The organism is Bradyrhizobium sp. PRIMUS42, assembly GCF_023006515.1.
GTDB lineage: Bacteria > Pseudomonadota > Alphaproteobacteria > Rhizobiales > Xanthobacteraceae > Bradyrhizobium.
In genome coordinates, this window is the sequence record NZ_JALBGZ010000010.1 from 1 (window position 1) to 21,503 (window position 21,503).

General features: G+C 61.5%; 13 protein-coding genes. 7 read left to right on the forward strand and 6 right to left on the reverse strand.

Translation table 11 applies throughout. The features are described from left to right. On the forward strand, positions 1–7,153 hold a 7,153-nt coding region (locus MOV75_RS02585; protein ID WP_247004752.1), incomplete at its 5' end, for a calcium-binding protein. Positions 7,154–7,436: 283 nt separating this feature from the next. On the opposite strand, the gene MOV75_RS02590 is transcribed toward MOV75_RS02585, so the two are convergent. Further along, a complete protein-coding gene (locus MOV75_RS02590; protein ID WP_246918874.1) occupies positions 7,437–7,700 on the reverse strand; it encodes a hypothetical protein in 264 nt (87 codons plus the stop codon). Between the two features lie 605 nt (positions 7,701–8,305). On the opposite strand from MOV75_RS02590, the gene MOV75_RS02595 reads away from it, so the two are divergent. Next, a complete protein-coding gene (locus tag MOV75_RS02595) occupies positions 8,306–8,572 on the forward strand; it encodes a hypothetical protein (RefSeq protein ID WP_247004754.1) in 267 nt (88 codons plus the stop codon). A gap of 82 nt (positions 8,573–8,654) precedes the next feature. Here the strand turns inward: MOV75_RS02595 and MOV75_RS02600 are convergent, their stop codons facing one another. Next, positions 8,655–9,392, reverse strand: coding sequence for a metallophosphoesterase family protein (locus MOV75_RS02600; RefSeq protein WP_246918925.1), 738 nt, complete (start codon positions 9,390–9,392; stop codon positions 8,655–8,657). A gap of 605 nt (positions 9,393–9,997) precedes the next feature. Here MOV75_RS02600 and MOV75_RS02605 point away from each other — a divergent pair. Continuing rightward, positions 9,998–11,425 carry an undecaprenyl-phosphate glucose phosphotransferase gene (locus tag MOV75_RS02605; RefSeq protein ID WP_309486781.1) on the forward strand — a complete coding sequence of 476 codons (1,428 nt, stop codon included), beginning with the start codon at positions 9,998–10,000 and terminating at the stop codon, positions 11,423–11,425. A 42-nt stretch (positions 11,426–11,467) separates the two neighbouring features. Here MOV75_RS02605 and MOV75_RS02610 read toward each other — a convergent pair whose 3' ends face one another. The 3 genes from MOV75_RS02610 to MOV75_RS02620 form a co-directional block, all read right to left on the reverse strand. Next, positions 11,468–11,755, reverse strand: coding sequence for a hypothetical protein (locus MOV75_RS02610; protein WP_246918881.1), 288 nt, complete (start codon positions 11,753–11,755; stop codon positions 11,468–11,470). Between the two features lie 396 nt (positions 11,756–12,151). Next, positions 12,152–14,383, reverse strand: coding sequence for a Wzz/FepE/Etk N-terminal domain-containing protein (locus MOV75_RS02615; protein ID WP_246918884.1), 2,232 nt, complete (start codon positions 14,381–14,383; stop codon positions 12,152–12,154). A 32-nt stretch (positions 14,384–14,415) separates the two neighbouring features. After that, a complete protein-coding gene (locus MOV75_RS02620; protein WP_247004759.1) occupies positions 14,416–14,982 on the reverse strand; it encodes a hypothetical protein in 567 nt (188 codons plus the stop codon). 595 nt (positions 14,983–15,577) lie between these two features. Between MOV75_RS02620 and MOV75_RS02625 the strand changes: the two genes are divergently transcribed. Genes MOV75_RS02625 through MOV75_RS02640 form a run of 4 tightly spaced genes read left to right on the forward strand, consistent with a single transcriptional unit; the run spans position 15,578 to position 20,323 of the window. Beyond that, positions 15,578–16,780, forward strand: coding sequence for an acyltransferase (locus MOV75_RS02625; protein WP_246918886.1), 1,203 nt, complete (start codon positions 15,578–15,580; stop codon positions 16,778–16,780). A gap of 7 nt (positions 16,781–16,787) precedes the next feature. Further along, positions 16,788–18,122: a hypothetical protein gene (locus tag MOV75_RS02630; protein WP_246918888.1), complete on the forward strand. Its 1,335-nt coding sequence runs from the start codon at positions 16,788–16,790 to the stop codon at positions 18,120–18,122. Positions 18,123–18,131: 9 nt separating this feature from the next. Next, entirely contained in the window at positions 18,132–19,238 is a 1,107-nt protein-coding gene (locus MOV75_RS02635) for an acyltransferase (RefSeq protein WP_246918890.1), read from the forward strand. After that, positions 19,235–20,323 (forward strand): acyltransferase, encoded by a 1,089-nt coding sequence (locus MOV75_RS02640; RefSeq protein ID WP_246918892.1) that lies wholly within the window; start codon positions 19,235–19,237, stop codon positions 20,321–20,323. The genes MOV75_RS02635 and MOV75_RS02640 overlap by 4 nt, the downstream gene beginning before the upstream one ends. Before the next feature lie 17 nt (positions 20,324–20,340). Here the strand turns inward: MOV75_RS02640 and MOV75_RS02645 are convergent, their stop codons facing one another. After that, the gene (locus MOV75_RS02645; RefSeq protein ID WP_247004761.1) at positions 20,341–21,438 is read right to left on the reverse strand and encodes a glycosyltransferase family 4 protein; all 1,098 of its coding nucleotides are present in this window, start codon (positions 21,436–21,438) and stop codon (positions 20,341–20,343) included. Positions 21,439–21,503 lie beyond the last annotated feature (65 nt).

A 21,503-nucleotide genomic window follows, 5' to 3' on the forward strand; every position in this document is an offset into this window, starting at 1 on the left:
GGGTTCTGCCTCCAACGACACGTTCTACGGCAGCGACAATGCCGCCTTCACCTACGAGACTTATGAGGGTCGCGGCGGCGACGACTATATCGATGGCCGCGGCGGCTACGACCAGGTCACCTACAATTCGGACACGACGACCACGTCGGGTATCTATGTTCACCTGGCCGCGGGCATTGTGAACGGCGACGCGACGGTCGGCACGGATACGATTCGCAACGTCGAGGCCGCCCGCGGCACCAATTTCGACGATACGTTCGATACGACCGGGTTTGGCCAGATCGGCGCGACCAATGTTGGCTCCTCCGGCACCTTCAACGACTTCGCCGGCGCCGGCGGCGACGACACCATCATCGGCAACGGCTCCACCCGTCTGAACTACCAGATCGCGGCCTCGAGCGTCAGCGTCGACCTCGAGACCAGCGTCATCGGGACGACCAATGCAGTCACGGTGGCCGGCAGCGCCACGGGCGCGACCGAAGGCACCGACAGCTTCACCGGCGTCAACGCGGTACAGGGCTCGACGTTCTCCGACACGCTGCTGGGCAGCAGCTTCAACAACAACTTCACCGGTCTCGGCGGCGACGACTACATCGACGGCCGCGGCGGCTTCGACGTTGCCATCTACAACAGCCTCAGCACGGTCACGAGCGGTGTGAACGTCGACATGGCCGCGGGCACGGCAACCGGCGACGCTTCGATCGGCACGGATACGCTACGCTCGATCGAGGGCATTCAGGGCACCGGCTATGCCGACACCTATGTGGCGACGGGCTTCAACGCCGCCGGCGCCAATGCCGGCTCGTTCGGCAATTTCAACCAGTTCGAAGGCCTCGGCGGCGATGACCAGATCACCGGCAACAGCAGTACACGGCTGCTCTTCACGAATGCCACCGGCGGCGTCACCGTCAGCCTGAACGCCGGCTCGGCAACGGGTGACGTATCGGTCGGGCATGACAGCTTCACGGGCGTCAACAGCGTCTATGGCAGCAATTTCGCCGACGCGTACGACGCGACCGGCTTCGTCGGCTTCAATTCCTTCCAGGGTCTTGCCGGCAACGACCTCATCACCGGCAACGGCAGCACGCAGCTGCTGTTCGCCAACGCAACCGGCGGCGTTGTTGTCGATCTTGCCGGCGGCACCGTCAGTGGGGATGCCTCGGTCGGGCATGACACCATCACCGGTGGCGTGAACGGCGTGTCCGGATCGGGCTTCAACGATACGCTGAAGGGAGGCAGCGGTGCCGACAATCTGCTCGGCAACGCCGGTGCCGACACGTTCGTGTATGTGAGCGGCGGCGGCGCCGATTTCATCGGCGACTTCTCGCACGGGCAAGCTGACAAGATCGACCTTTCGGGCGCGGGCATCTACAACCTCGCCGACGTCCAGGCGATCGCCTCGCAGCAGGGGTCGAACACGTTCATCAATTTCGGCAATGGCGACAGCCTGACGCTGCAGAACGTGACTTTGTCGAACCTCACGGCTGCCGACTTCATCTTCGCCCCGGGCGTTCACCTGATCGGCGACGCCAATCCGAACACGCTGGTCGGCACGGTCTATGCCGACAGCCTGAGTGGCCTCGGCGGCAACGACGTCCTGCAAGGCCTTGGCGGCAACGATCTGCTGGACGGCGGCCAGGGCTTCGATCGCACCGATTACGGCGATGCGACCGGCGGCATCACCGCCAATCTCGCGGGAGGCTCGGTCAGCGGAGCGGGCGTCGGAACGGACCTGCTGACGAATGTCGAGGGCATCCTCGGCAGCAACTATGCCGACACGTTCAATGCGGCCGGGTTTACCGGCTCGACCGGTCTACCTGGCGTCGCCGCCGGTCAGAGCGAGTTCGAGGGGCGCGGCGGCGACGACATCGTCGTCGGCGATCTCAACGCCCTGGGGCAGGCGGTCACGCGACTGTCCTATCTGGGAGCAACCAGCGCGGTCACGATCGATATCGGGGCGGGGACCGCGGATGGCGACGCCTCCGTCGGCCACGACACCTTCTCCAACGTCTCGACGGTCTGGGGTTCTGCCTCCAACGACACGTTCTACGGCAGCGACAATGCCGCCTTCACCTACGAGACTTATGAGGGTCGCGGCGGCGACGACTATATCGATGGCCGCGGCGGCTACGATCAGGTCACCTACAATTCGGACACGACGACCACGTCGGGTATCTATGTTCACCTGGCCGCGGGCATTGTGAACGGCGACGCGACGGTCGGCACGGATACGATTCGCAACGTCGAGGCCGCCCGCGGCACCAATTTCGACGATACGTTCGATGCGACCGGGTTCGGTCAGGCGGGCGCGACCAATGTCGGCTCCTCCGGCACCTTCAACGACTTCGCCGGCGCCGGCGGCGACGATACCATCATCGGCAACGGCTCCACCCGTCTGAACTACCAGATCGCGGCCTCGAGCGTCAGCGTCGACCTCGAGACCAGCGTCATCGGGACGACCAATGCAGTCACGGTGGCCGGCAGCGCCACGGGCGCGACCGAAGGCACCGACAGCTTCACCGGCGTCAATGCGGTGCAGGGCTCGACGTTCTCCGACGCGCTGCTGGGCAGCAGCTTCAACAACAACTTCACCGGTCTCGGCGGCGACGACTACATCGACGGCCGCGGCGGCTTCGACGTTGCCATCTACAACAGCCTCAGCACGGTCACGAGCGGCGTGAGCGTCGACATGGCGGCGGGCACGGCGACCGGCGACGCTTCGGTCGGCACCGATACGCTGCGCTCGGTCGAGGGCATCCAGGGCACCGGCTATGCCGACACCTATGTGGCGATCGGCTACGGCCAGGCCGGTGCGCTCAATATCGGCAACAATGGCACCTTCAACCAGTTCGAAGGCCTCGGCGGCGATGATGCCATCACCGGCAACGGCAGCACGCGGCTGATCTATACGAATGCCACCGGCGGCGTCACCGTCAGCCTGAACGCCGGCTCGGCAACGGGTGACGTGTCGGTCGGGCATGACACGTTCGCCGGTGTCAACAGCGTCTACGGCAGCAACTTTTCCGACATTTACGATGCGACCGGCTTCGTCGGTTTCAACTCCTTCCAAGGCTTTGCCGGCAACGATCTCATTACCGGAAACGGCAGCACCCAGTTGCTGTTTGCGAATGCGACCTCTGGCGTAGTGGTCAACCTCGCAAACGGGTCCGCGGACGGCGACGGATCGGTCGGGCACGACACTATTGTGGGAGTGACCAACGTTTCCGGGTCGAACTTCAACGACACGATCATCGGCTCCAACGGCAACGACCAACTGTCCGGCAACAGCGGCAATGACGCGCTGAGCGGCGGCGCCGGCAACGATGGCTTGAACGGCGGGGCCGGTGCGGACATTTTTGTCTACGCCACCGGCGGCGGCGCCGATGTGATCGGCGACTTCCTGCAGGCGGACGCTGACAAGATCGACCTCACGGGTGTCCCTGGTGTCTCGACACTTGCCGACATTCAGGCGCTTGCCACCCAGCAGGGGTCGAACACGGTCATCGACTTCGGCAATGGCAGCACGCTCACGCTGCTGAACGTGACGTTGTCGACTCTCACGGCTGCCGACTTCATCCTGGGGCAGGGCGTGCACCTCACCGGTGACGCCGGCGCGAATACGCTGGTCGGCACCGCCTACGCCGACAGCCTGAGTGGTCTCGCGGGCAACGACCGCCTCAAGGGCCTCGATGGCAATGATCTGCTCGATGGCGGCCTCGGATTCGATCGCGCCGACTATGTCGCGGCCACGGGAGGCATTACCGCGAATCTCGCGGCAGGCTCCGTGACCGGTGCGGGCGTCGGCACCGATGCGCTGACGAATGTCGAAGGCATCGTGGGCAGCGACTACGCCGACACGTTCAACGCGATCGGGTTTGCGGGTGATACCGGCATCGCCGGCACCAATGTGGGCTTCAACGAGTTCGAAGGCCGCGGCGGGAACGACAGCATCACGGGAGCGATGAACAGCCTGGGTGCGCTGCTGACGCGCATCTCTTACGCCAGCGCGACGGGTAGTGTGACCGTCGATTTGACGGCCCATTCGGCGGTCGGAGACGGTTCGGTTGGCACCGATACCTTGGTGGGCTCGGGGTTCGGAGGAGTTGTCGGCTCAGGGTTTGCCGACCAACTGCTCGGCAGCGCCAACGGCCCCGGGACCGTGGAGATCTTCGAAGGCCGGGCCGGCGACGACTTCATCGACGGCCGGGGCGGCTTCGACCGGGCGGACTACGCGCTCGATCCGGCGGCGGTCGGCGGGATCAACGTTCAGCTGGCCGTGGGAACCGTAGCGGGCGATGCCGCGACGGTCGGCACCGACACGCTTCGGTCGGTCGAATCGGTGCGCGGCTCGAACGCTGCGGACGTTTTCAATGCCGGCGGCTTCAGCGGAACCAGCCAAAATGGCGGTTCCAACGGCACATTCAATGAATTCATCGGCATGGCAGGCAACGACAGCATCACCGGTAACGGCAACACGCGTGTTGCGTTCACCAACGCGACCGGGGCCGTGGTCGTCGACCTGCAAACTGGCGCGACGCCCGGCACAGGAACGGCAAGTGGTGACGGATCGACCGGTAACGATACGTTCAGCGGCGTCAACGCCGTGATGGCTTCGATGTTCAACGACACCATCCGCGGCAGCAACATCACTACGGCTACGGAGACGTTCACCGGCCTTGCCGGCGACGACTTCATCGACGGTCGCGGTGGCTTCGACGTCATCAGCTACAACAACCTCTACTTCTCCACCGGCTCTGTTACCATCGACTTCACGGCGGGCACCGCGACCGGTGACGCTTCGATCGGCAATGATACGTTCCACGGGATCGAGGGTGCCCAGGGCACCACTTTCAACGATGTCTTTACGGCCACGAATTTCGGCGCTGTTGGCTTCCAGAATGGCTCCGTTTACAACGTCGGCAACAACGGCAATTTCAACCAGTTCGAAGGCCTGGCTGGCAACGATACGATCACCGGAAACGGTAACACCCGCATCATCTATTCCAGCGCTGTTGATGCGGTGACGGTCAACCTGCAGGCGGGAACTGCGACCGGGGGCAGCTCCATCGGCACCGACAGCTATGTCGGCGTCAACAGTGCGACTGGCAGCAATCTGAACGACATTTACAATGCCACGGGTTTCACCGGCGTGACCTCGGCCGGATCGTTCGGCACCTTCAACCTGTTCGAAGGTCTGCTCGGCAACGACACCATCACCGGTAACGGCAATACGCGAGTCTCGTATTCCCAGGCGAGCGGCGGCGGCGTTTCCGTCGACCTATCGGCGGGAACGGTGAGCGGTGCGGCCGGCGCCGACATCATCACGGGCGGCGTCAACAGCGTGCAGGGTTCCAACCAGGTCGACACGCTGGCCGGCAGCTCGAATAACGAGTTCTTCTTCGGCGGCGGCGGTGGCGACACGATCAACGCCGCTGGTGGAAATGATGGCATCACCGGCCAGGGCGGCGACGATACGATCGATGGCGGTGCCGGTACCGACATGGTGATCTTCTCGGGTGCGCAATCGCAATACACCGTCACGATGCCCGGAGCGATTGTGGTTCAGAACAATTCAGCAAACGGTGACGGCACCGACACCCTGACCAACGTCGAGGTGCTGCAGTTCAGCGATGGCATCGTGCTGCTCTCGTCAGGCGATTTGGGAAGTCCGATCGATCTCTCGACGCAACAGTTCTCCAATGTAGCGCCCGTGATCGGAACGGCCGGAGACGATTATCTTCGCGTCGGATCCAATATCTTCGGGCACGTTCTCAATTTGGGGGCGGGGACGGGCGACACCGTCCTGCTCAACAACACTTTCGGCAACGGTTACACGCTCAATCTCTCTGGCGTCGAGAACCTGATCGGCAATGGCAACGACGAGTTCGTCAATCTCACGGCGAATGCCGACGGGTTGATCGTCAACCTCGCCGGCGGCAACGATCAGCTCAGTCTCGCGGGTGGCGCCAACACGCTCAGCCTGATCGGCGTCGAGGGAATCAGCGGCTCCGATTTCGGTGCGACGCCCGGCGTCAACGACCTGCTCACGTTGACGACGACGGTCACGGGCCTGAACATCAGCCTCGGCAACGGCGACAATACGATGAACCTAGCCGCTGGCGCGAACTCGTTCGTGAACATCTACGATGTCAATCACGTGTTTGGAACGGCCAACGACGACACCCTGACCGTCACCGGCGCGATCGCAGCGGCCAACGGCGTCGCGATCAACCTCAGCAATGGCGACGATACCATCGTCCTCGACGGAAACTTCGCTTCCTTTGCCGCAACGGGTATCGAGCACATCAACGGCAATTCGGGCGACAATTCGCTCAGCTTGACGAACAACGTCGCCGGTATCGCCATCAATCTGGGCGGCGGAAACGACTTTGTATCCCTGGCCAATGGCGTCAATTCGCTCAGCATCAGTGGCGTCGAAAACCTCAATGGCAGTGACTTCACTGGCAATCTCAATCCGTCGGACGACATGGTCACGCTGCTGAACATCGTGTCCGGGGTGTCGGTCAATCTCGGGGACGGAACGGCTAATGTCCTCGATCTCGCCGCAGGCAGCAATTCGTTCGACAATCTGTGGAACGTGAATCTGCTCAACGGCAGCTCGTCGGACGACGTTCTGACCTTGCAGGGCAGCCCGGCGAACGCGATCGATCTCGGCGACGGCAACGACACCCTGAACTTCAACGCGAACGTCTACGACGTCACCGTGACCAACGTCGAAACCGTCAATGCGGCCGCGAATTTCGACCGGATCACGATCGGCAACACGTCAGGTGACACGACGATTACTGCCGGCGCGGGTGCGGATGAAATCTTCGCCAGCGCGGGCCATGACAACTTCCGTTTCGTCGGCATCGCGGATTCAGCCGCCGGTGCTGCCGATACCATTCACAATTTCGATGCGGGCAACGATAGCTTCACGTTCTCGGGCATCAGCGTCGCCGGCGATCACATCGAGTACGTGGGAGGTGCGACGCTCCTCGGCGGTAACCAGGCTTCGGCGCACTTGCAGAATATCGGGCCGGGCAACGACTACCTCCAGATCGATATTGATGGCGACGGAGCGAGCGACATGGACGTTAGCCTGCAGAATGCGACGGGAACGCTGCACAATGGCAGCTTCTTGATAACCTAGCGGCCCATCGGCCTTGGAGGGTCCCGGTCCATCTGGCTTCGGGGCCCGGGCCCAGCGAACGTCTCCAATCCGTCCAACGCCCACGACATAGCGGACGGGGAAGCGCGCAGTATTTGGGCAGCTGGAACAATAAGACCTTGCTGATCTTGGAGCCTCAAACGCATGGTGCCTTTGCGGCCGCGGCTGACGGCTTGGGTCTCAAACAAAACTGCCGCCCCCGGTTGGCCGGTGGGGCGGCAGTTGTTGGTCCAGCTTAGCTCGGCTCGGCCGAGCGCTTTCGAACTTACCGGACGTACCAATATCCCCACCAGCGTTGGGATACGGGCCGCGCCTGCGCCTTCATGGCTGCGACTTCCTCGACCGGGCGAAGCTGGGGACCATAGATCGCTGGCGGGTAAACGTCATCCCACAGCACAACACCGCCCTGGACGGCGGCCGCCCGATGGGACGGAGCAAGCGCGAGCTCGGCGGCCGGCGCGACGGAGGCCGTCACGGTGAGGCCAAGGGCGGCCAAGGCAATGGATGGAATAAGGGCGCGGAAGTTCATTGGATTGAATCCCTCTGAAATGCGATGGGAAATAATGCGACGGCTGACGGACGGTTGCAAGGGCACGGCTCGATCGATCTGCCCGAAATTCCTCGTCGTGGGCCGAGGTCTGCTCGACGCATCTGCTCGGCCAAATGCGGGGCCGGGCCGCGAACGCGTCCTTCACACATATATAGAGAGTGGTCGCTACACGGACTATTTGGTGATCGTCGCCGATCGAGACGAGATGTGGCAAGGGCCGGTCGGCTTCGCACGAGTGCTTCATGCGCACGAGGGATCGGGCCTTGAACAATCTTTCGGCGTCCATGAATCCTGAAGAACCATGATGTCGACACACTGCTCGCTCTTGATGCGAGCCGGACCATCCAGGGCGACTCCATGACTTCTACGTTTGTCTCCGCTTCCATTTTCGGCGCTGGCCTTATCCTTGGATACGCGCTGAGCGCTTGGCGCGTCCAACGAAGAGATGCGAACGCATCCTACGGCGCCTCACACCAGGCGTCCCAACCCACCTCAACGTTCGGTCACGCCCGACGAGCCTTTTAGATGTCGTCTAATTCGTTGTCGGCATCCAGCTACACACTGAAGCGACGGGGCATGATGACATGAGCGAGCCTAAGAAGGACGCTCCACGACGTTACATCGTGGATGGCGCCGGACAGCGCGTGCTCGTGGGTCTGACGATCTCGGAAACCATCGAGTTCGAAGCGCTGGACAGGCCGGACACCGACTTGATCGGCGAAGCGGCGCGCGTCCGTCAGGCGAAGCACGGCGAGCGTTGGGTGGAACTCTACATCAAGCACGAACGAGCCTGGAGCGACTGGATGGCGCAGACCCGTGCGCGACTGGAGAAGCCGCCGTTGCTCAACTAGGATTTGACCCGGAGCCGGGGATAAACCAGTCGCATCCTTGCGAAGCCGTCTCGCGCGTCAGTGGCAGGCGGTCGTCGCCACCTCACACCGCGAGCATGCGGCTGCCCTGGATGCTCATCAGGGTAAGGTTACCGGTCGCATAGGCGCCGGTGTCGATGTTGACGCGGTTTGCCAGGAATTCGGCACTGCGGACCGGCGTATGTCCATGCACGACATACTTGCCGAATTGTTCCTCGCTCCGCAGGAACTCCTCGCGAATCCAGAGCAGATCGCGCTCCGTCTGCTCAGCCAGTGGAACGCCCGGGCGAACGCCGGCGTGAACGAAGAAGAAGTCGCCACAACTGAAGCTCAGCCGCAAATTGTCCAGGAATTCCAGATGTTCGGTGGGCATTGCCCGAATCAAATCGCGCAATATCGATGCCGGCTCGTCGCGCTTCAGGTCCGGTGGGGCGAGCCCGTAGGACATCAACGTCTGGGTCCCGCCCACCGCAATCCAATCCTCGAACAGCGCAGGATCTTCGAACACCCTCACAAGAAATGCCTCGTGGTTTCCCTTGAGGAAAACTGCGTTGCCCCGGCGGCTCCGTTCGACCAGGACGTCGAGAGTGGCGCGCGTATCCGGGCCGCGATCGATGTAGTCACCCATGAAGACCTCGATCGCATAGCGCGGCCGGCTGCGGGCAACGTCGGCGTCGATCACCCGCAACATAGGCTGGAGCAGATGGGCGCACCCGTGAATATCGGAGATCGCATAGATGCGAACTCCCTCCGGCAATTGCGGCTTGGGGGTGGGCGAGCGTGGTCGCGCGAGAGATATCATGGGGCTCAATCGATCGGGTCGTCGAAAAATTTCCCCAAGTCGCCGGCACCGGAGAGCTTCCAACGCGAACAACGTGAATTCGGTGAGGGAGCGTCCTTGTTCTCCAGCGCGATCACGCCAAAAGAAGGGCGGCATTTTTTGCCCACCTTGTTATCGGCGGGCGGCGCGAACGATCGGTCCGCACGAATGCATCGCTGAACGCGAGAGTGCGGCAAAGTTGCATGCCTGGGGCAATTCTCTCGGCGCACGCCCAGATAGAAATCCGTCGAAATTCTCGCAACTGATTCGGTTGGCTTGATCGGAGGATTGCATCGCCCGAAAGATGAGCGACAAGTCGTTCGCGCGACGACAATCATCGCGCTGGACGTGGAACTTGATTCAAAATAGGGCAACGCGTTCGCTCATATGTCATCACTGTGACGACTTTTTCAGCGCGTCGAATTTCGCTGCGCATTTCAACATCGCGCATGATCCGTGCGCCGCAAAAGTTTTGCGTGCAGCGCCACAATCTCGCTGCGATCAACCAACACTTTCCGTGCGGGGAATTGACGAGTCTTCAGCATCACGATGAGCGTCAGACACTCTCTCGATTGACAGAGGTACGAATGGCTGTTGCAACTTATGGTTCTGAAAACGCCCACGCGCTGTCATCGACGCGCGGCAGCTCTCTTCAGAGGCCATTTCAGATCGTCGTCATGGCTGCCGACTTTCTGGTGATCTTGTTGAGCTATGCCGCCGGTGCCTTGCTATACGGCGCCGCGGTCGCTTCGCCCGATGGCGCTTCGGTAGGGGCTGGGTTGTTTGTCGGCGCGGTGTTCGTCGCGGTCGCCTATTTCCGGGACGTCTACGCCACGCACCGTCTGCTCAATATCGTCTGGCAGCTGCGAAAGGCCGTGTTTATCTGGCTGACGTCACTGACGATCCTCGCCGTTGCGGCATTCCTGCTGAAATCGACGGACAATCTCTCCCGTGGCACCGTTATCGTGTTCGCCGTGATCGGCGGACTTGGCTTGATCAGTCTCCGCTTCGCTTGGCAGGCGGTTTTCGGCACGAGTTTTGCGAGAAGCCGCCTGGTCGATCGCAAGGTGATCCTGCTCAGCCTCAAGCCGCTCGATTTCACCTCAAGCCGCTTCAAGGACCTGCGAAGGAATGGCTTCGATGTCACGCGCCATTTCGTGCTCGGCGCCGATCGGGATGACGGCCAATGGGAGCGGCAGATTCGCGACGTGATCCGTCAATCGCGCTCGGCCGATGTCGACGAATATCTGCTTGCGATCGACTGGAATGAATTGCCGATGCTCCGCAAGCTGGGACACCATTTGCGCGCCGTCCCACAGCCCATACGCCTGCTGCCGGATGATCCAGTCGCTGATCTGGTGGCCCGTCCCTTCCTGCCGGTCAGTGGAACCGTCGCGGTTGAGATCCAGCGGCCGCCTCTCACCATTCTCGAGCGGTTGCAAAAGCGCTGTCTCGACGTTGGCGTGGCCCTGTTCGCACTGGTAATGCTGACGCCGCTGCTGCTGACCGTTGCCGTTCTGATCAAGCTCGACTCCCCGGGAAACGTCATCTTCCGGCAGTCGCGGCGCGGCTTTAACGGCAGGCCGTTCGAGATCTGGAAGTTCCGAACCATGACCGTCAGTGAGAACGGCGAGACAGTTACGCAGGCAACCAAGAGGGATGCCCGGGTCACCAAGATCGGACGATTCCTTCGCATGACCAGCATCGACGAGCTGCCGCAGCTCTGGAATGTGCTGCGCGGGGATATGTCACTGGTTGGCCCGCGTCCGCACGCGCTGGCTCATGACAATTACTATGACGAGCTCATCAGCAAATACGTCTACCGGCACCACATGAAGCCGGGCCTGACGGGCTGGGCGCAGGTGAACGGGTTCAGAGGGGAAACGCCGACGATCGACCTGATGGAGAAGCGGGTCGAGTACGACGTCTGGTACGTCAGCAACTGGAGTATCTGGCTCGATCTGAAGATCATGGCCCGCACCGCATCCGCAGTGATGTTCCAGGAGGCGTACTAACCGCTCAACTTCCCGGCCATCTGGAGCCACAGGCTTGAGGGATCAGGTTCCATCCCGCGACGACCTGCCGAAGAGCCGCATGATCGCATCGCGCAGGGCGAGCAACGGCGGCACCAGCACGAAGAATGCCCCCATCGCTACCGAGACGATGACATGACGGATCGAGAAGGATTCGTCCTGCTCGATGTCTCGTTGGCTGGGGTCGACAGGGGCCGGTGATAGCGTCGTCGCCATCGGCTGCCGACGCGGCTTGCGCGGGGGAACCACGATCAACACGAACAGGATGTTGAGCAGAACCCAAATAGTCAAAATCGTCAGGACGATCAGCATTCCGAGCCCACCGGAAAAGAACTACAAATATGAGCCGAAGTTAGCCTCAGGGAACCCAGAAGGAAAGATGCCCAAAGTTTCGGCATTTTGAAGCATCGAGGACCGGATTGTCTCATCTTATCGAGAGATGATTGCCAATTGGCGCACTGTCCTAGCGACCACCGCCTTCGTCAATCCTTGCTTTTGGCTAGAGCAATAACTGCAAGTTGTGGATTCCGGACGAATACGGAGGCCTGAGGAGTCCGCTGGGCTTGGCGCAATCCCCGCGCTCGTGCGCGAAGGTGCATTCGATCGCCTTCCAGCGACAGTTCCGCAAGACGCGAAAAAGGCCCGCTGCCAATATGGCAGCGGGCCCGAGGTCGTTACGGCTCGGCTGAGCGCGGCGCCGCGGCGCCTCTAGGCATGCTCGACGTAGTAGCTGTTGTGGTGCTTGCCCTTGTACGCCTCGATGCGCTTGAGCATCTTCGGGTTGGCGCGGTTGAGCACGGCGCCGAGCAGTTTCTTCTGAAGGACTTCCGACCCGGAAACCGACTCCTGAAGAGCGCTTCGTGTCGTCTGCCCCCATTCGATCACGTAGACCATGGCGTCGATCAGGAGGCTGACAGCCTTCGAATCCGCCACCGGCATCACCGGGGCAAGGTCAATCACGATGTACTCATAGTGCTCTCTCAGCACCTTGAGCAGTTCGGCCATCGCCTTCGATCCGATGACGTCGGCCGAATTGACCATGCGGGAAGCTACGACAGAGGGCAGGAAGTCCAGGCCCGTTTCCTTGCTTCGCTGCACATGGTAGCCGAGGCTCGCCGGGTCGCTGAGGGCCTCCACCAGGCCGCTCTTGGCGTTGGGCGCGAGCTCTCGGGTCAGCGAGCGCGTGTGCAGATCGCCGTCGATCAGGACCGTGCGATGGCCGGTAAGGGCGATCAACTGTGCGAAGTTGGCCGCCACCGTCGTCTTTCCTTCCTTCGGAAGCGAAGACACGATGCCGATCACCTTGATCTCGCGGGTCAGGCGCGCAACATCGATCGACACCTTGATGTTGCGCAACGTCTCGGCGAACCGCGAGAATGGATGATCGACGACGTAGCGGGACAGATCGGGTGAGGCTGTCTTGGCTGACGTCGAAAGCAACGCGCCGGTCGTCGTTGGCGGACGAATGTCCGGCAGCACTCCGAGGCACTTCACGCCGAGCTCATCCTCGACCTCGGCGGGGGTCCGCAAGACGTCGCTGAGCAGCTCTCGCCCGAATGCGACGCCGAAGCCGAGGCACAGGCCGCCCACCAGGCCACCGACGAGCGCCAGCACCGTGCGCGGCGAGCTCTTGCGATCCGGCTTGGTGGCCGTGCTGATCAGGCGCGCCTCGCTAAGCGGAAAGCTCTGATTCTGCGTCGCGCTCTGCAGCTTCTCGAGGAAGCTGTTGTACAGGTTGCGGTAGGTGTCCGCGGCGCTTTCGAGATCGCGCAGCTTGACCGCGGCCTGGCCGGTATCGCCGGCCTGGGCGACGAGCTCCTTCACGTTCTTCTCGAGCGAGGCTTCCCGGCTCTTTGCGATCTCATAGTCGCTGCGGTAGGCATCGCCGATCCGATGCAGCTCGTCGGCGATGTTCTTGCGCAGCTCCTCCATCTTGTTGGCCAGATTGACCGCCGCAAGATGTTGCTTTCCATAGCGCCTCGACCAGTCGGCATACTGGGCCTGGAGGTCCAGATATTGCGCGCGCAGGCGCGTAATGACCGAGTTGTTGAGAGCATCGGTCACCGTCGATTGTGCGACGTCCTGGTCTGAAATCGCGTTGATCCGGTCGAGCCGGGCCTTGGCTTCGGCCGTCGACGCCCGCGCTTGAACCAGCTGGGTGTTGAGGTCCGACAATTGCTGCTCGGACATCAGGCCGCGGCTGGTCCCGACGATGTTGTTTTCGGCCTTGAAGGTCTGCACGGCGCGGTCGCTGGCGGTTGCCTGCTCGCTCAGCTCGAAGCTGCGCTGCTGCAGCCATTCGGTTGCCCGCTTGGTGGACTGATATTTGGCTTCCAGCGCGCCGACGAGATAGGCATTGGCGATGGCGTTGACGATCTTGGCCGCCTTGTCAGGGCTCCGCGAGCGATAGTTCATCGACAAGACATACGTCGTCAGGACGCGTTCCGTTCTCAGGTTCTTCTGAACCTGCTCCACCACGGCGTGCTCGAGACGCTCCTGGGACGCGGCTTCGCCGGAGCTGAACAGCGACATGACCTTGCCGAGGACGATGGACAGCAGGCCCGGATCGGAGCCATTGAATTCCGGATCGTCCGTCAGCTTCAGGCGACGGACGACCGAGAGAATCAGGTCGTCCGAATTGATGACCTCGACCTGGCTGTCGACGTAGCCGGTATCGATGAGGGCGCTGTTGGCGTTGCTGTCCTTGTCCAGCACCTGCGCCTGACGCGTATCCATCATGATACGGGCATTCGCCGTATACATCGGTTGCGCCATGACCAGGTAGACCATCACCAGGGCCAGCGCAGCGCCGGTGCACGCCGCGATGATCGGCCACTGCCGGCGCAGCACGTCGGCCACGCGCTCGAAGCTGAGGACTGCTCCGCCGAATTCGATGCCGAATCGGTGTCCCGACTGGAAATGTTCTCTAGGCTGATACATTTGCTAATTCGCTGCCTTTTGACGATCGCTGATCAGTTCGGAAGGGGGACGGGCTTGAAGGGGTTGGCCAGCTTGGTTTTAAATTCGCCGTCGAGCAGGGCCCCGCCTCGGGACGGTTGCGCCGGGCTCTTGTCTTGCGATTGAGCCTGGGCGCCTGAGGCGTCCTCACCTGCGGCGGAATAGCCCGCTTGCACGTTGAGATCACCGATCCGTTGCGCGAAATCCCTGATCTTGCGCGCGGCGTCCGGCTTCGTCGACGTGCACCGTCCTTCCGCAATCCTCAGGGCGGCGCCGATGGCGGAACGATCGGTCGAAGCCGAGGCAGAGATGAGTGTCTGCACGGACGGCAACACCGACGGGGTCGTGGCGATGTAGGTGGCGAGCCGAAATCTCAGCTTCTCCTTGTCATTGCGGAGCCGCTCCAGAAGCGAGGAGGGCGATTTCACGAACGTGTCGAGTTCGAGCTGCGAGGCACGATCTGAAAATTCGACGCACTGAGCGCGGCAAGCATCGACGCTCGACACGATCAAGGCAGAAGCTGCCAAGACGATCAGTAGCCTTCGTGGCATTGCATGACGACGTGGTAGTCCGCAGCCCATCCGTGTCCCTTCCTCCCTGTTGCAATAGGAGAACAGGTGAAACTTGGCAGGTAACTGTGTCAATTTTTGTGCGACGCAAAAGCTGAGTGTGTGGGCGGCGACGACGGGTGCATTGCCTGATTTTCGATCGGTTGCAAAATGAGGATATGCAATGCATGCGAGATCGGCATGCTCGCGCCTAGGAATGTTGCAACTTGAAAACATAAGAGGCGTTTGCGCTGAGGCGTCGCAAGCGAACGTCGCAAAACCGACACAAGTCGTCAGCTACTCATTAGTTCCCGCCCGCGAAAAATTATCAGCAGGACGTCAGCATGCGAAGATCGCGGTTGTCTTAATCGCAGCAGCGCCGAATTTCGCGCAAACTTTACGCGCAAATTCTCGCGATCATCATCGCTTGATTTGATTTGCGCGCCGATGCGACGGCGGTCTCAGGCAAAAAGTGGCGTGAACTTGACGCTCGCATGTCCGAATGAACTGCGAGCGTTGAAATTATCGTCGATCGTCATGCGTCGAATGCGAGTCCGCGATCGCAGAGATTGAACACGCGCCAAGTCCTGATACACACTGCTGCGGTGCAATAGCTGGGAATGTTGATGTGACGGAGTTGGTTCATCGTGAGAAGGCGCATGTCCTGGCGCTCGACAGCATCCGGGGTATCGCCGCGACATCGGTGGTGATTCACCATCTCCTGCTGATGCCGACGTTCCTCGCGGCGTTCCCGCACAATGCGTGGATCAACTGCTCGTTCTTCAGGAGTTCCTGGCTGCTGGTCGATCTGTTCTTTGTTCTCAGCGGGATCGTGATGTCGCTCAGCTACGTCGAGAGCGACTTCGGGCGTTTCTCGCTGCGCGAGTTCATGGTGCGGCGCCTGGCGCGGGTCTATCCGCTGCACATCGTCATGCTGATGGCAAATCTGTTGTTTCGCCTCCTGCGAATCAGTCTGGTCATGGCGGGTGTCGTTGTGGCCGCGCCGGCGGCGTTCGAAGTGAACAATGCCTATTCCTTCGTTCTCAACGTCCTGCTGCTGCATTCCATGGGGTTTATCGACTATCTCAGCTGGAACGCGCCGAGCTGGAGCATCAGTGTCGAGTTCTACACCTATCTCGTGTTCGGCCTGATTGTCCTCTTTGCCCAGCGCATGCGTTCCCTGTTGTGGTTCTACGTCCTCTGCGGCGCGCTTGCGGTCGGAAGTCTGGTCTTCATCATCTTCGTGCTCGACAAGAGGAGCCTCGGGCTTCAGACCGACTTCGGCATCGTGCGCTGCTTCGTGAGCTTCTTTCTGGGCGTGCTGACGGTCAGGATCGTTGATCGCCTGCCGGTCAAGCCGGGTCCTGCCGCGCAGGGCATGCTGCAATTCGTCGCCATGATAGCCAGCATCGTCCTGGTGTCACTGGCGGAGACCAGTCCTGCGTCAACCTTCCTCGCGCCCGTGACGTTCGCAATCTTCCTCGGCAGTTTACTGGCTTTTCCCGATGCGCTGCTGGTGCCGCGGATGCTGGTGGCCAAGCCGCTGGTCTGGCTCGGGAAACGTTCCTACTCGATCTATATGGTGCACGCGCTCGTGGTGCTCCTGGCCGAATATTTCGTGCGGGCGCTCGGGGCAGGGCGGATCGCCGCTCTCGATTCCGTCTTCGCTGGTCTGCCGGCCACGCTGAATCTCGTGGTCTCATTGACCGCCGTGCTGGCGGTGTCCCACTTCACCTATCGCTACGTCGAAATCCCCGGCGGCAGGCTGATGCGGAACGCCCTTGGAAGCCGGTCCGATTTCTCGGCGTCCCCCGCGCGACTGACGAACTGAGCCCGACATGACGATGCTAGCGCTGCAACGGCCCAGAATCACGCTGATCAGCCTCAACATCGAGGCGATCGCGCTCGGGGTCTATCTGGTCCGCGACGCCTTTGGCGGCGTGATCCGCTATTACACCAGCATCTATCACGTGGATCCGCTCTGGTACCTGCCTGACGGCGTTGCGCTTCTGTGCCTGGCCCAGTTCTTCGTGCATTGCGTTCTGCGCAATCGCAGCACCCTGGCGCTGTTGGTGCTGGTCCAGATCATTCTGTCGCTTGTGCTCGGCTACTTCTTTATGGGAACGATGAACGCTGCGATCTCGTCATTCAAGATGATGTTGCCGGTGTTCGTCGGATTCTGCTTCTGCGATTCCAGCCTCGGCTCGTACCGGAAGCTGCTGTCGGTCATCGCAGTGACCTTCTATCTCTCGGTTATCGGCGTTTTCCTGACGAAATTCTACCTAATGCCCTGGGTGGGCTACAAATACGAGTCCTTCGGCGCCGTACGCGAGGCGGGCCGGTTGTGGTGGGCTTATGGCGGCGACGACCAGCGCCTCATGGGCTTTGCGGCCGACAACACCATGGCTGCCTTCTTCATCCTTGTGTCGTTCGCGATCACGTCTATTCGCATGAGCACCACGTGGTGCCTCATATTCGGCTCCATCGCGATCTATGCCATCAAGCTGACCACGAGCAAGACGACCATGATCGTCCTCGTGCTCTATCTGGTTCTGCTGGTGTTCGTGCGAATGCTGCCGGAGAAATCGCGCTTCCCCGCGATCCGGACCATCGCGCTGTGGTCGTTTGCCTCGATCCTGGTTCCGTTCTTCATGATCGTGGTTGCTTCGGGCACCGCAGCCGTGCCGCATTCGACCTTGTTCAGCATCGTCGATCGCATCAACAATAGCTGGCAGTTGCCGTTCGTTTACATGAACCAGCTCATGCCGATCGGTCTGGTGACCGGCTGCGGGGCGGGTTGCTTCAACTATCCGCAAAAGCTGTTCTCACCGCTCGCCCACTTCTGGGTGCCGGTCGACAATTTCTACATCGGCACGTACCTGATGTTCGGACTCCCGTTCGCGGCGTTCATGGTGATGGTGTTTCGGGCGACTTTCGGTGCGACCGACGTCTACAAGCTGACGCTGCTCTTCGTCGTGAACCTGTTCACGATCACGGTGCTGAACTACGGCCCCGCGTCTGGCCTCCTGATCATCGCATTGAGTTTCAGCGAAGTGTTCTCGCGGCGTACGGCCTCCGCACGGGCAGGCGACGCCGTGCCAATTGTCATGCGGCCGCCGATGCCGTCATTGGAAGGCTTCCGCCCGGATGCGGCGGCGAGCGGAAGCAGGTGAGAACGAACAATGCATAAACGGCTCGCATTCATCGACACGTTGCGCGGCATTGCCGTGTTGTCGGTCCTGGTTCAGCATGTGTTCGAGGTGATCGTCGAAAAGCACCCGACAGGTGCCTATTACTGGCCCATCCATGATGTGTTCGGCTACTACATGAACTTCGGCCGGTTCGGTGTGGTGTTGTTCTTCTTCGTCAGCGGCTTCGTCATTCCGTTCAGCTTCCCGGACAGCGCCACGCCGGTGCGGGATTTTACGATCAGCCGCTTCTTCCGGCTCTACCCGGCCTACTGGACCTCGCTCGTGGTCGGGCTCGTGACGATGCAGCTGCTGGAGTCGAAGATCTATCCGCTGGGGCAGGTCGCCGCGAATGTGACGATGTTGCAGACCTTCGTGAACGTCCCGAACCTCTGGGTCTTCTACTGGACGCTGGCGATCGAGCTGCTGTTCTATGTCGGATGCACCATTCTCTTTGCGATGGGGCTGCTGAACCGGCGCTTCACCGCGGTCACCATCGTCGTTGCGGCCGCGCTGGTCGGAACCACCGCTGCCGTCTTCGTTGAGAACAGGGCGGTCTCCTCGGTGATGGAGGTCGGGCTAAACCTGTCGGCGATGTTCCTGGGCAAGATCATCCGCGACACCGTCATCGGCGGAAAGCTGCGATGGACCCATGTGGCCGTCTGCACGCTGTTGTATGCGATCTTCGCCGCCACCCTGTCGGACCGGCGGTTCGGGGGCGTGTATCACGAGAACTTCTTCTACAGCTATTCGATCGGATCGGCCTATGTCTGCGCGGCGCTGGTCTTCATCGGCTTCGCCGTGTTCGGCGAGAGGATGGCGTGGCGCCCGATGGCGTTCGTCGGCGTGATCAGCTATTCGGTCTACCTGATGTCGCCGTTCGTGATCGTCTTCATCCACCGCCTCGTCTGGTTCGGTGATGGGCCGCTGGGATGGTCGGTCTTCCTGGTCATGATCCTGGCGTTGTCGATCCTCGTCAGCTGGATGACATTTGCGTTCGTCGAGAAGCCCAGCATTGCCTTCGGGCACAGGTTCCGCTCGACGCGGCGGAAGACCGTGGTTATCGAGCCTGCGCTCAGTACCCAGGGTGCCGCAGAGTGATCAGGACACCGCAGCAGCGGGGCGCAGCCTACGACGGATCGTTCGTTCCGTCGGTCCAGGGGCTTCGCGCCATCGCGGCGCTGAGCGTGCTGATGGATCATTTCTACGACATGCCGAAAGCAGGCATGTACGACATCCCGGATCCCGGCTTCCTGCCGCCGCTCTGGCTCTGGCTGCAATCGGTGATCAATGTTGGTGGTCACGGTGTCGAGCTGTTCTTCATGATCAGCGGCTTCCTGATCCCGGCGAGCCTGGTGCGGCACGGGTCGTTGCCGCGGTTCTTTTTCGATCGCGTCCTGCGCATCATGCCGGTGTTCGTCGTCCTGCATCTCGCGCTGTTCGCAATCGGGCCGATCGTGGCCTACAAGTTCTTCCGCGGGATCGATCTGACCAGCTATCTCGCAATCTTTGCGGCCAACCTGCTCTTCGTGCAGGACGCGCTCGGCCTGCCCATTGCTCAGCAGAATGCCTGGACGCTGACCTATGAGTGGGCATTCTACATCTGGTTTGCGCTGACATTCTCGATGTGGCGCGCCGGGGGCAGGCTGCTGGCGGCGCCCCTGATCCTGCTGGGCCTGGCGTGCCTGATGCACTGGCCGATCACCGCGTTCTTCTGCATCGGCATGCTGTTCAGCGCGACCGGATTTCGCATCTCCATTCCCGGACGTGTTGGGCTGCTCGCGGGTCTCGTGTGCGGGGCCGCCCTCTATGCGAGCCTCGTGCTGTTTCACCCCTTCGTGGGGCTCATTCCCGGTTTCCTGCTGTTCGGCATGGTGCTCGCTCCGGAATCAGGCTTCGGGAAGGTTCTGAGTGCGCCGGCCCTGCAATATGTCGGCAAGATCAGCTACAGCCTCTATCTCGTGCATCCCTTCGTGCTGTTCCCCTTGCAGGTGATCGGCCTGAAGCTAGTCGCTGCCGGCGTTGACCGCTGGCTGCTGTGGGCCGCCTTCATCGTGCTCGGGCTGGTGATGTCGTTGGTCGCGAGCGCGATCAGCTATGAGCTGATCGAGGTCAGGCTGCGGCGCCTGTTGGACGGCGCGATCCGCGGCATGTTCTTCCGACGGCAGATCGAGCAATCGGTTTGAGAGGACGCCTGTCGCGGTCAGCTCACGGTCCGGCCGGCGAGCCGGTGATAGGACCCGAGTAGCTGCTCGGCAATGCGGTCCCAGTTCAGGAGGCCGGCCGCGGTTTGCCGTGCGCCTTCGGTCAATGTCGCGGCAAGAGGCTTCGAGGTCAGCACGCGTTCGAGTGCGTCGGCCAGCGCCGTGGCATCGCCGGGAGGAACCAGCAGCCCGTTGACGCCGTCGGCTACGACGTCGGGAATGCCGCCGGTGGCACTGGCAACGACGGGACGAGAGTTGCCGTAAGCGGATGCAAGCACGCCGCTTTGCGTTGCATCCTTATAGGGCAGGGCGACCACGGTGGCGGATTGAAACAGCCGTCCGGTCTCCGCAGGCGAGATATAGGCGTTGATGGTCTTGACGGTCGGGATCGCTTCCATCCGCGCGCCGAGCCGTGTCATCTCGGGGCCGCGGCCGGCGACGATCGCTTCATGCGCCATGCCGCGCTGAGTCAGTATGTCGATCGCATCGATGAAGACGTCCAGGCCCTTGTAGGCCCACATCCGTCCAAAGAACAGGATTCGCGCGGATTCCGGCTCGCTGAGCGTGCCCTTGGCTGGCGGAACCATGAGCACGCCGTGCATGCTGGAGATCGTCTCGCCTTTGAAGTCGGGCGAGGCGCGGCGAAAATCGGCAATACAGCTTTCACCGTGCGTCGTGACCACCGATGCGGCGGCGCGCATGCGCCCGCGCCAGGCATCTTCACGCGCCGAGGTGCCGGAGCCGCCTTCCGAATGCGGAATCGCATCGTGAACGGTCAGCACCAGGGGAATGCCAAGCGGACGAAGCAGCTGGATCAGCTTGGATGTGTAGATCTCCGGAACTTCGTGACAATGAATCACGTCCGGACGAAACGATATTATGTCGAAGAAGGACGCGGGGATGCCGATTGCGCCGCCGCGGCGCAGGCTCAGGTCGCGGATGCGTGTTTCGAAGGGCGCCGCCACGGCGATATCGGCCAGTTCCCATTGCTGATTTGCGTCCTTGGCGTTGAGCACGAGGCGGACGTCGCAATGATGCGCCAAACCAGATGCCAGCCGATAGGAATATTCCGCAAAATGCGGTGCGTAGATCGCCACACGCAAGCGCCTGGAGTTACGCAGAGAACGCTGAGCAGGCGAATTCATCAAGGCATCCATTTTGC

Coding starts and splice junctions, on each gene's coding strand:
- MOV75_RS02590 (WP_246918874.1), bottom strand. CDS start 7,700: ATGAACTTCCGCGCCCTTATTCCATCCATTGCCTTGGCCGCCCTTGGC.
- MOV75_RS02595 (WP_247004754.1), top strand. CDS start 8,306: ATGAGCGAGCCTAAGAAGGACGCTCCACGACGTTACATCGTGGATGGC.
- MOV75_RS02600 (WP_246918925.1), bottom strand. CDS start 9,392: ATGATATCTCTCGCGCGACCACGCTCGCCCACCCCCAAGCCGCAATTG.
- MOV75_RS02605 (WP_309486781.1), top strand. CDS start 9,998: ATGGCTGTTGCAACTTATGGTTCTGAAAACGCCCACGCGCTGTCATCG.
- MOV75_RS02610 (WP_246918881.1), bottom strand. CDS start 11,755: ATGCTGATCGTCCTGACGATTTTGACTATTTGGGTTCTGCTCAACATC.
- MOV75_RS02615 (WP_246918884.1), bottom strand. CDS start 14,383: ATGTATCAGCCTAGAGAACATTTCCAGTCGGGACACCGATTCGGCATC.
- MOV75_RS02620 (WP_247004759.1), bottom strand. CDS start 14,982: ATGGGCTGCGGACTACCACGTCGTCATGCAATGCCACGAAGGCTACTG.
- MOV75_RS02630 (WP_246918888.1), top strand. CDS start 16,788: ATGACGATGCTAGCGCTGCAACGGCCCAGAATCACGCTGATCAGCCTC.
- MOV75_RS02635 (WP_246918890.1), top strand. CDS start 18,132: ATGCATAAACGGCTCGCATTCATCGACACGTTGCGCGGCATTGCCGTG.